General features: G+C 68.5%; 8 protein-coding genes and 1 pseudogene. 2 read left to right on the top strand and 7 right to left on the bottom strand.

Annotated features, from left to right (window positions below):
* Positions 1 to 62: 62 nt before the first annotated feature.
* The 7 genes and pseudogenes from ACSMXR_RS15225 to ACSMXR_RS15255 all read right to left on the bottom strand — a co-directional run.
* Positions 63 to 233 (bottom strand): annotated as a pseudogene (locus ACSMXR_RS15225) (site-specific integrase); the annotation flags it as partial.
* A 30-nt stretch (positions 234 to 263) separates the two neighbouring features.
* Positions 264 to 1,385 (bottom strand): hypothetical protein, encoded by a 1,122-nt coding sequence (locus ACSMXR_RS15230; protein ID WP_473172103.1) that lies wholly within the window; start codon positions 1,383 to 1,385, stop codon positions 264 to 266.
* Positions 1,386 to 1,473: 88 nt separating this feature from the next.
* Complete coding sequence (gene fxlM, locus ACSMXR_RS15235) at positions 1,474 to 3,552, bottom strand: methyltransferase, FxLD system (protein ID WP_473172104.1); 2,079 nt, start codon at positions 3,550 to 3,552, stop codon at positions 1,474 to 1,476.
* Positions 3,553 to 3,573: 21 nt separating this feature from the next.
* A complete protein-coding gene (locus ACSMXR_RS15240) occupies positions 3,574 to 4,869 on the bottom strand; it encodes a lanthionine synthetase C family protein (protein WP_473172105.1) in 1,296 nt (431 codons plus the stop codon).
* On the bottom strand, positions 4,836 to 7,790 hold the full coding sequence (locus ACSMXR_RS15245; RefSeq protein ID WP_473172106.1) for a lantibiotic dehydratase: 2,955 nt from the start codon (positions 7,788 to 7,790) through the stop codon (positions 4,836 to 4,838). Before ACSMXR_RS15245 ends, ACSMXR_RS15240 begins: the two co-directional genes overlap by 34 nt.
* A gap of 226 nt (positions 7,791 to 8,016) precedes the next feature.
* A complete protein-coding gene (locus ACSMXR_RS15250) occupies positions 8,017 to 8,196 on the bottom strand; it encodes an FxLD family lanthipeptide (protein WP_016825826.1) in 180 nt (59 codons plus the stop codon).
* Between the two features lie 502 nt (positions 8,197 to 8,698).
* Positions 8,699 to 9,145, bottom strand: a complete 447-nt coding sequence (locus ACSMXR_RS15255) for an ATP-binding protein (protein WP_473172107.1) — start codon at positions 9,143 to 9,145, stop codon at positions 8,699 to 8,701.
* 226 nt (positions 9,146 to 9,371) lie between these two features.
* On the opposite strand from ACSMXR_RS15255, the gene ACSMXR_RS15260 reads away from it, so the two are divergent.
* Complete coding sequence (locus ACSMXR_RS15260; protein WP_473172108.1) at positions 9,372 to 10,655, top strand: XRE family transcriptional regulator; 1,284 nt, start codon at positions 9,372 to 9,374, stop codon at positions 10,653 to 10,655.
* On the top strand, positions 10,652 to 11,191 hold the full coding sequence (locus ACSMXR_RS15265; protein WP_473172109.1) for a GNAT family N-acetyltransferase: 540 nt from the start codon (positions 10,652 to 10,654) through the stop codon (positions 11,189 to 11,191). The genes ACSMXR_RS15260 and ACSMXR_RS15265 overlap by 4 nt, the downstream gene beginning before the upstream one ends.
* Positions 11,192 to 11,450: the final 259 nt, after the last annotated feature.

The raw sequence follows: 11,450 nt of genomic DNA on the forward strand, positions 1-11,450 counted from the left end.
TTCGCTGGATTCGAGCGGGGTTTCCGGGCCTCGCCCTCGTCATGTGTCGGTAGGGGCCGTCAGGCGGCCAGGGCCAGCTTCCAGGCACCCATGTTGAAGACGCTGCGGTTGTAGGCCCGGCTCTCGTCATCGGCGAAGAGAAGGCGGACAGACTTTGGTTCGCCGCCCGGCTTGGCCCAGGTCAGGGTGACGGCAACGGGCGGGAACTCCTTCATGTGGGCCTTGAGGGCAGCCACGTGGCGGCCACCGTCCAGGCTTCGCGCTCACCGCGGGGACAGAGGCGTTGATGATGGCGCGAGACTCTTCCGGATGACGCTGTCGGCGGCACGCAGAGCTGCTGACAGCGCTCCTTGCATTCGGTCCGGGAGGGTCTCTGCCCCGAGGGCGCAAGCCCGCACCAAAGCGCGGCAGTCCTGCTCTTGCCGGTTCGTAGCGAGTTCGATGAACAGAGAGTTCGCCAAGTTCTCACGTGCCGCGTAGCCGTTCTCGGCCTCCGTCGCTCTCCGGTGCAAGTCCTCGGCGATGCGGTGCGCGGCCGGAAGATTGGGGGACCCGACCATGTCGAGGACGGTCAGGCCCAGTCGGATATCAAAGACGGTCATCCCCGGCTCGGCCCCCCGCTCAAGGTAGGCGTCTGCCAAGTCCGCCAGGTAACCGGCGACTGGTTGTCCCGCGTCGCGGCGCCACAGGGCAGTCAAGCATGCCGTGACAGTCTGCTCCCACGGCTCGCCGGGCACCGTACCGGCGAGGAGCGTCGCAGCGTGTGCCGTATCTCCCGCAGCGAGCGAGGCGAGTACCGCTACTTGGCGTCCATCGAGCATTCGCCTGCCCACGCCTCGGTGGGTCTCCATGTGCGCCAGGGCCTCGGACCAGCGCCCTTCGGCAGTAAGAGCGCGCGTGCCGTCGGCGAGGAGCACGCGCCATAGCCACGCGCGAACCTCGTGGCGGTCTTCGTCGGTCGCAGTGAGGTCCGCGGGCACGGTGACGCCCTCGAACCGAGCAGGCGCGCCTACCTCGACGGCCCCATACAGGTCGAGCAGTCGCCGACGACCCTCATCTGCGCGGCCGGCGCGGATCTGGAGGCGGGCGAGGTTGACGACGGGCTCCAGCCCCCGGATCGCGGTCATGCCGGGCAGGGGGCAGGCGTGGAGGTAGGCGGCGGCATGTTGGTGGCACATCTCGCGTGCGAGGTCCGGAAGGGCGAGATCGGAGGCGATGAGCGCAGCCTGGTTGTAGACGGAGGACGCCACCCCCTGATCGGTCTCCGCCATCGCAGTGCCGGCCAGGTCGACGAGGGCGCGCACGCGCTTCGGCAGGGGAAGGCAGGCGGGCCGGAATCGGGCGACGAGCGGAAAGCGCTGAGCTGTGGATCCGTGCGGGTCCATGGACTCCCCCAGGTGTGTGTGAAGACGGGTAAAGCCACGGTGGCCGCCGGTTGCGCGCCGGCGGCCACCGCCCACTACGCGTGGGGTGTCAACTCCAGTCGACGACGATGCGGTTCAGCGGGGTGTCAAGCGCGAAGAGGCCGGCTCGCTGCTCGATCGCGGGGGCGTCGAGAGGCTGGATCTCGAACGTGGCTTCACGGCCCCGGTACTCCAGGTCCCACACGCGGATGGCCGCAGCGACCCTTGCGGCCAGTTCATCGCTGCCGGGACCGTGGCCGATGACCCCGAACTCCCACAGCTTGCCGCCCTCGGAGGTCTTCTTCTCAGACAGACGCCGTGCGAGGTAGGTGACGGCGCCTTTGTCGACGGCTGCGGTCGAGGAGGGGTAGGGGTCCTCGGTGAGCAAAGTGCCCTTGGCGGCTTGCGGGAAGAGCATCCGGATCAGGCCGGAGGGAAGGGAGCAGGTGAGGAACAGTTCCATCCACTCCGGCGACTCCATGGCGCGGACCGTCATGCCCGTCCACTCCTCGGTGCGCGGCTCGTGCAGGACACCGTCGAGGGCCTCGGTGTCGATTGTCTGCCCGGCGGGGGCCTGGAGCCGTACGGTTCCGTCCGTGCTGAGCGGGATGACCCGGCGGTCGTCGTCGGCGATGCCCCGCCTGAGCGGCATGAAGGTGTTCATCTCGCTACCGAGGGACATCCACCGGCCATCGCGCTGCTCATAGGCGATGGAGCGGGACACCGTGCCCTTGAGCCGCTGCGGGACGAGAAGCCGGCCCCCGGGAGCAAGCTGCTGCAACCAGGCGTGCGGCACGCCGTGCGCGCCTACGGTGGCGATGATTCGGTCGTACGGCGCACCTTCCGCGTAGCCGAGGGCCCCGTCTCGGGTGACCGCCTCAACGTTGGTGATTCCGGCGGCGGAGAGATGCGCGCGGGCGCCCTCTACGAGGTCGTCGTCGACATCGAGCGTGGTGACGTGCCCGCTCTCACCGACCAGATGGGCGAGCAGACCGGCGTTGTAACCGGTGCCTGCGCCAAGTTCGAGGACGCGCTCGCCTTGCTGGGCGTCGAGCTGGTCCAGCATGAGGGCGACCACGCCCGGCTGGGAGGCACAGGAGATCGAGCTGCCGTCGGTGTCGTACTTGATGTGCACCGGCGCGTTGGCGTATGCGTCTTCGAGCGGCACATCGGGCACGAACACGTGACGGGGCACGGTCCGCAACGCGGTCTCCACGCCGGAAGTGCGGGCGCTTCCGTCAGCGCGGAGCTTGTCCACCAGGGCGTTACGGAGGCGCGCGGCCTCGGACGTCGGAGTAACGATCGTGTCGGTGTTCACCCCTTTCACGCTATCGGCGTCGGTCGTCGACTCGGTCGGCGACGCGGTGTGGTCACTCGTTCCCATGACTGCCTCTCGTGCAATGTTGGACAGAGCGCTCTGGTCGTCCCTGATGAGACCGGCGCGGTTGGCGTGGAAGATGATGTGGTGGGCTATGACGGCTCGCAGGCCGCGTGTGAGGGCGCCGCGGCAGGCCAGCGCGGCGAGCGCGACACCGGCCCGTTCGAAGGCGGTCACCCACTCCTCGTGCGCGTGGAGTGGACCACCCTGGTTGCAGAGCCTGTAGGCGTCAGCGGTCATGAGCTTCCGCATCGCCGGAACCAACTCAGCGGCTCTCTCGGAGCGCGCCGGGTCGGTGGGCGGCCGAAGAGCCGAGACCTTCGCCCATACGTCACCCTGCTCGAACCAGTCGAGTCCGGCGCCGCGCATCATGGCGCTCGCCAGCAGGACCGCAGTCTCCTTGCGCCCCAAGTGGTCCGGGCTTGGCTGGTAGGTGAGCAGGTGGCGGGAGTCGCTGTGGAACAGTCCGTGGGCCGTATCCATAGCGCCCGGACCGCCAAATGCCTCGGACTCGGGCTCGTAGACAGAGGGCAGCCATGACACGACCGCCCCGTCACCCACGAGATCGCTCAGCAGCGACTCAATGATCGGGGAGGGCTCGTCGGCGAGGTACCGCAGCGGCCAAGGCTGCTTGTTCATGAACCACCAGCCGGTGAGCTGCCCATCGGTCTCGGCTGTGATCAGGGCGGGCCCGAGGCGTTCGTCGATGGCGTGCCGGGCGCTCTCGCGGTCGATGAAGGTGATGTTGTGCTGCTGCCAGTCAGGGGGCATCGAAGTCCTTCGGTCGGTGAATCAGGCAATGAGCAGGCAGGAATCCCAGGCGGACTGGGGTGGTGCGGCGGTATCGGCAGCGAGAAGAGCCAGGGCTGTTCCGGCAGCCCCATCGAGCAGGCCGGGCCCCGATCCGGTGCCGCTGACAAGTGCCGTGGCCGCGCGTTCGAGGTCGTTGTCCACCGGGCAGATCGCGGCCAAAAGTCCCGGGATCGCAGCTCGGAGTCGACCGACGCTTGAGGGATGGGCGTCTGCGGCCGTGCGGACGGCGATGTGGGTGAGGCCGGCAAAGCCGTGGCACAGGCCGTGGTCCGTCGTGGCGCCGAGCTGGTCCGGGTCGGTGAGGGCGGCGGCGAGCGCGTTCTCCGCCGTGATCTGGCGTTCGATGTCACCGGTAGCGAGCGCGGCAAGTTGCTGAGCGCGGGCGAGGCCGGCGGTGCCGTAACACCATGACGAACGCCGGAGTTTGGACGCGGCGCAGCGACCGGTACGTAGCTCGCTCCGGGTGATCCAGTACGGCCAGGTTGCTCCTCGGCCTGTCTCCTCCTGCCAGCGGTCGAGCCACGTCAGGATGGTGTGCAGCGCTCTGAGGTGCCCGTTCGTAACGGTGCTCTTCCGGGCGGCGAGGGCCAGAAGCACGAGCACTCCGGCGATGCCGTGGGCCATGCCGGTGTTGGCATGGCCACCGGGGAATTGTTCGTCCGGTCTGCCCGAGGGCCCCGTCGCAGTCCACCAACCCGGAAGGTCCTCGCTGAATTCCCTGATCGGTTCGGTGAGGCGCACGCAGTAGTCGAGGACAGCGCGCACCGTAGGACTGTCTGGGTTCCGGCGTAGAAGGTAAGCCCCGTATCCGGTCAGGCCCCGGATGGCGTCGAACTCGGCCAGTCGCGGAAGGCATCCGGCATCGATGCGGCGATGCGCTGCGTCGAGACGGCGTCTGACGTCGATCCCGATCTGTCGGTCCATCGAGTCCAAGGCGCGCTGGTAGGAGCCAGGAAGATGGTCGGCGGCGCAGGCAAGGGCGTGGGCGAAGGCGGGCACGCCGTAGAAGGGGTGGCTGTCGGGTCCGCTCGTGAGGGATCCGTGGGACGCAGCAGCGAGCCAGTTGTGCGCATGCTGCCACGGTCCGAGGCCGTTCGCGGCCCGCTCGATGTGAAGAAGCGCGATCCCTGGCGGGCCGTAGGCGAGATGTTGCCGATGTGTCTGGAGGACGGAGGGCACCGTGCCGGGGTCGGCGAGCCTCGCAGCAACGGCATCGACCAGGCCGAGCGTCGGGAGCACGGTCACGCCGGCCTCCTGGTGGTGCGGGCAGTCCACGCCAGAGCAGCAGCGCGAGCCAGGTAGAGGCACACCTCTTCCTCGGGGAAGTTCACCGCGACGTGCCGCACGAAGTGGACGTGCAGAAGGGAGGTCAGGACGTCATCGACGGCGATGCCCTGGGTGTCCGGGCCGGGAAGGTGCAACCGGTACGCGGCGAGTGCCGCATCGCGCTCTGCCCAACCCGACACGATGGCGTCTCCGCCCTGGACCTCGCGCAGGGCGGCCCAGTCGTCGGCTGGGTTCGCGAGCCGTACGGCCTCGCTGAACTGCGGGCGGGGAACGGACGCAGGCGCCGTCGGCGAGACGTGGTCGGCCAGCCAGCGCATCGCGGCCTCGGTGCTGCCGAGGAACGCGGAGACGATGGCGACGGTGTGGGCCGCCACCAGCGTGCGTTGCGCCGGCCTCTGCGGCTCTGTGAGCTGGACCAGAACGGCGTGCGAGTCTGCCCGAAACACATCCTCGGCCGCCTCCCAGGCGGCACCGGAGCCCCAACGACCCATTTCTCGATAAGAGGTGGGATAGCGCAGGTCTGCCAGCAGGCCGGCGTTGCGCAGGCCGTCGGCCCACGCGCTCACAGTCCGCGCCGTCTGAGCGAAAGTTCTGCGGTCAGGGAGAGCGATGCGGACGCGGAGGTGCTGGTCCGGGTCACGGAAGCGGATGAACCACCACCGCGGGTTGCCCAGTCGTTCGATGAGTCCGGGGAGGTGTTGGGAAAGCAGGAGGTCCTGGCGGCGGGGATCTCCGTACAAGGCGGCAAGCAACACCGATGAAGCAGCGGGAGTCTGCAGCTGGGCCGACGAGAGGGCGCGAGCCTCAGTGGGAACAGGCAGGGGCGGCCAGGGCGGCGGCCGGGTCGCTTTGAGCGGCACCACGATCTCGTGGGCTCGCCCGCCGCACCAGCCGTTCGCTTCTGGTTCCGGGGCCTCGGTGAGCACGGCCTGGTGAGCGCGGTCGAGGTGTCGGAGCAGGAGCGTCCGATGGCCGCCTTCGTCGAGGTCGAGGAAGAGACGCCGGTCGTCTTCCACAAGGAGCACGCGGCGAGGCAATCCCCGCTGTGCCCGCCATTCGGAGAGCGCGGTGTCCCACTCAGCGCGAGGACAAGCACGGCCGGGTAATTCGGACGCCTCCAGACGCCAGCGCGCCGGGGTCAGCACCGTACGCCCGTACCGCAGGCGCGGCAGGAACGGCATCGCTGCTGCGACGCCCCAGTCAAAGGTGGTGACCTGCGCGCACTGGGCACGGGACAGTTCAGTGAGGAAGCGTGCCAACGGCGGAGTGTGCGTGTGCAGGTTCAGCGCGTTCATGCCGACGGCCTCGACGCGATGCCCCCGTTCCGGAGCGGCCAGGTACATGCGGCGGCCATCGCACCCCACGGCCAGGTCCTTCGGGGTGAGAACGGTATCTTTCGGTGCGCAGTGCTCTTGGAGGCTGATCAGGGTAGGCAGGACCTGCGGGGCGCGGGTGACATGAGCGCTCTCCGGGAGCAGCGGCGGGAAGGAGAGCTGGGCGGGCACGGTGTCGCTGTCCGCAGCCGGAAGATCGGCCAGCTCCGTGGCCAGGGCCTGACGCTCGGAGGGTGCCAGTACGTCGAGGAACCGGCCTGTCGAGACGCCGGCCCCGCGCGACACGCTCACGACCTCCAGCTGGAATCGTCCGCGCTGCAAGTCCTTCAGACTGGCGGCGTGCACTCGCACCCCTACCTCCAGATGCGGCGGCAGTCGTGGCTCGTCGGGCCCCACGTCCAGGACGTCGATCTGTTCGTCAGTGAGTACGACCTCGTCGCGGCGGTCGAGCGCAGCACCCTGCGCCAGGCGTACGAGGGCGTCATCCCGAGCGGAGACGCGGGGCCGACGCGAACCGTCAGGGCTGCCCGGGTAGCCGTCGGGGTAGCCAGTCCCGCTGTCCGCGACGACCTCCGCGAGCGGGACCATCGTGCCGATGCCGTACCGCTCGTAGAAGCGCTGGTGGTAGGCGTTCCACGCGGCTGTCCCGTACGGGCGGGTGCTCACCCGGGTCAGGATGAAGGCGGCGCGCTCGATCTCCCGAGCCACTTCCTCCGGTAGGACGAGACGCGCATCCAACCGCAGGTCAAACGCAACAGGGTGTCGACGCAGGCCGGGCACGAGGGCCCGCATCCGCGCTGCGGTGCTGTCCCGGCCGCCGCGCGTGGCGCACTCCTTCAAGCCCATTCGGACCGCGTGCAGCTCGCGTGCCGTCTCCGCTACCGACGCAAGGTTGTCGACGCCGATCGTGTCGAGTTGGTCGAGCAGATACCCGAGGGCGTCGGTCTCGGTACTCGGAGCGTGCAGGCTCGTGATGAGCACTCGTCTCCGGACCAGCTCCGCAAGCAGACGGTGCACCTTCTCCGTATCGGCCTCGGGGAACTCCGCCCAGAGCCTTTCCGCGAGAGCTCCGCAGCGAATCGGCGTCCGGGCCGCGGCGAGGACCGCACGCACCGGCTCTGTCAGAGCCAGGGATGCCTCGACCGCGCGCATCCGGTCGTCATTCGGATCGGGTTGGAACGGCACGATGAGCCGGTCCCCCCGGCTCAGCACGGTGTTGTTGACGACGACGGGCAGCTGGTCGAGGAGTTCCGGGCAGGACTCGAGCCGTTCGACCACAGCGGCGAGCCACTCCGCACCCGCGCGGCCCACAGCCACGTGAGCCTTGCCCCACTCCGCACGTGCCTGCGAGCCGAACCCCACAGTAGTCACTCCGGCGAACAGACCGAAGGGCGTGGCCCGGTGCTGGGCCCGCAGGAGGTATCGGGACATCGACAGCGCCACGCGCCGTATGTCTCGAAGGGGAGGATTCTCGGTGGTACACACAGCCCGCACCTGCCTGGCCAAAGCTGGGCTGGAGTGCGCCACGGCGCCGGCGATGTGCTGGTCCGCCCAGACTGCGCGAAGCCACGTCACGCAGGAAGAGGAGCCGTCGGAAGAGTGGTCATCCGGGTCAGGGCACGGAGGAACCGGCAGAAACGGTCGGGCCACGGCGCGCACGAGAGCGGTGGAACCGGCCCGGAACACTGTGGGTTGAGCAACCACCGATGACCTCCATGGGCGAAGGGATGGGCGGCTGGCGCCGCCGCGCGGGAGCGCGACGGCACCAGACCGAAGGTGACCTGGGGTTTCAATTCAGGCGTCAGGCGACGTTGGTGGTGCAGGCGCCGCAGGTGGAACCGCAGTTGTCGTCGGTCAGGTTGACCAGACCTGCCGGGTCGGCGATCTCCACGAGCGAGACATCCAGGTCGAAGCCGTCTGATGCACCCGGAATCTGCGGTCGTACTTCGGTACGGCTGGGCACCACGGTGCTGCGCGTCATGCTGTACTCCTCTTCATCGTTGGTTGTTGCTGAGCTGGGCTGGAATGCCCACCAGGAGCCGCCAGAAGAGCGAAACCAGACGGCTGGCCCTCGGACCAGCTCCTGGCCGCCCGGCACGAGGGGGCGCGGCCCGCACAGAAAGCGCTGGCCGGACCGCCCGCTCACGCCGGGAAGTCGTGTACGAGGGGCTGATCGAGCCGAGGCCGATCAATGCCCCATGAGGTAAGTGAGGGCCTGTGCCTTGAGACGATCAAGGCACACCTCACATGCGTAGAAGGGGGCGTGCTGCCCGTCCCACTGAACCGGGCCGAGCCAGATCACCCGCACTCCGGTCCGTTCGCAGCCGAGCCAGCAGTCACCGGTGATCCACAATGAATTCATCGAGGAACGGACCTTCCCCCAGCTGGCCGATCCGGCAGCCTGGTATCTGGCGGTGTCGGCCCAGACCTGAAACGGCGGACGGGCAGGGCCCAGAAGAAGCGAGAGCATCGCATCCGGGCCCTCACACGTCGCCCTCGGTCTGGAGTTCGGCCCAGACCTCTTTGCCACGCAGACGTCCGCCTGCACTCTGAAGGTCACAGCCCCAGCGGTCGGCCACAGCTTCGACGAGAAACAGCCCGCGACCCGATTCGTCCTCGTCGCCCGCGTGGCTCAGCTCCGGCAGACGCGACGGTTCCTCGTCCGCGATCCCGACGCGTACCCGTGTCGCAGTTGGCCGCCCGACAACGAGACGGACTTCGGGGCAGGGGGTATGCCTGGCGGCATTCGCGATCAACTCAGTGACGATCAGCTCGGCGCGGTCAGCGAGGACATCCAGGTGCCACATCCCGAGAACCCCCCGGACAAGCCTGCGTCCGGTCTCGGCCGTGGACGGCACGCACGGGAAGACCTCGCTGTACGTGGGGTGGCTGGCGAGGACCGTCTCAACTGCTTTCTTCAGAATCGGCATGGGATGGAGCCTTCGTGTCGTCTCGGCGCTCGCTCCACCCCTTGTGGCTTTCCAGGGGCGGACCGAGCCGTCAACAGCCGCTCGCGGGGAGTGACCGACACCCAGATAACTCCGTTGCCTGGAGGGCCGGTTAGGGCTTTCAGGTGCTCGTCCGACGGGCTCACCTAGGACGTTTTGACCTGCTCTTTACCTGGTGGGTAGGGAGCGCGCGGGCTACCGTGCCCGCATGGACGCGATCCGCAACACCGTCCTTGAGGCGTGGATGACCGAGCACGGATACAGCTCAAACGGCCTGGCCGACGCCGTGAACAGGGCTGTTGAACAGCTGACGGGACACGTAGGCGGGCTCGACGGGTCATCGGTCCGGGCGTGGAAAGCGGGCCGAGTCACCTGGCCAAAGTCAGCAACTCGTACCGCACTTGAGGTCGTCTCCGGATTACCCGCCGTCGCCTTAGGGTTCGTGCCACGGGGCCGGCCTTCGCCCACCCCAGCGCCATCGCAGCAGGAGGAGCCCGACATGAAGCGCCGTACCCTCGTCGGCGGCATCGCTGCTGCGGCTGCCGCAGCAGCAACCCCAGGGACCGCGTCACCGCGCCGAATCGGCATGAGCGACGTCAACCGACTGAACAAGCGCTTCGCCGAGATCATCGCCAGCGACCACCGCCACGGCGGGCAACCTGGCATCGAGGAGCGGGCCGCCGCGCTCGCCGACGAGGCGCTCAACCTCCAGAACGCAGGCAGTGCCACGCAGCGGGTTCGCAGCAGTCTCTACGCCTCCGGAGCCGCATTCCGCTCGTCTGCGATGTGGGCCGCCATCGACGGCCGGCGCTACGACGTCGCGAAGGTGCACATGCGCGAAGCCCAGGCCCTCGCCGAGATGTCGGGGGACCAAGCAATCAAGTTCCGTATCTGGAGTCACGCGGGCACCATGTACCGCCACATGGGTCGCCCCGCCGACGCATGCGCCGCCAACGATGTCGCCCGCAACCTGCACCTCACCCGTCGCGACCCGCTGTTCGCGTCCCTCGGTCTGGCCCGCCAAGGCGCCATCCACGGTACGGCCCAGAACCGGACCGATACACGTCGCGCGTTCGAGCAGGCGCAGGACGCCATGCTGCGCGCCGATCCAGCCGACCACCGGCCGGTCTGGTTGCTCGCCTTCTACGACCAGGCCGAACTGGACTCCTTGGCCCTCTCCGCGTACCTGGCACTCGGCGACCACCCGACCGCCGAATACCACGCCCACCGCTGCCTCGCCTCGCTCCGACCTCACATGGTCAGGTCCCGAGCCATCACCACGACACGTCTCGCCCACGCCCTGCTCGCCCAGGGCGCCGCCGAGGCCGCAACAGCCACCGCGATGAAGGTCCCCGCAGACGCCGCCACCCGCCACGCCCGCGTGTCTCGCATGCTCCAAGAGTTCGGGGCCGCGCTCCGCGCGACCGCCCCGCGAAGCGCCACCGTCCAGACCTGGACCGAGCACACCACCACCTGGAGGACGGCCTCATGACCACGGCACCCGCCACCGAGCTGCGCACCTTCACCACCTTGGACACCATCCGCGGCGACCTCCTCGACGTGTACGCCGAGGTACGCGCCCGGTTGCTCCACCTGCCGAACTACGCGGTGACCGCGTTCGGCGAACGCATCGACCGGCACTCCGCCGAACCAGGTTTTACGGCCGTCCTCGCGTACGCGGCCGGCCAACCGGTCGGCTACGCGTACAGCAACACCATCGAGCACGGCGACCGCTACTGGCAGCGGACCAGCCCAACGCCGGCGGAGAAGTACACCGAGCGACCGGCCGTGGCTCTGAAGGAGATCGGCGTCCGACCGGCCTGGCGGAAGACCGGCACGGCTCGCCGTATCCACGACACGCTCCTCGCCACACGCGACGAGCCCTACGTCACGCTCATGGTCAACCGAGCCGCCGGAGACGGAAAGGTCCACGCTCTCTACACGTCGTGGGGGTACGAGGACATCGGGCAGAGCCAACCATCGCCGGCCTCACCTGTGCTTACCGTCATGATCCACACCAACCGTTGACCACCACGGAGGTTGGGGGTGGCGGAGTGGGCGGCGGCAGCGGCGGGCGGCATTGTCAGTGCTCTGTGCGACCGTAATCGCACTTGAGTTATGGGACGGTCACGGCTCCATGCGTGCCCATCCCATCCGCTGGCATAGCGCCGACAGCAAAGGGGATGTCAAAACAATGCGCTTCGGCACGCTGCTCATTCGTCGTCTCACGTCGTCGAATAGTGAACGGAGGACGAGAACGGAGACACGGGTGAGGGTTCCCGATCCG

This window comes from Streptomyces sp. DSM 106670 (genome assembly GCF_055792845.1).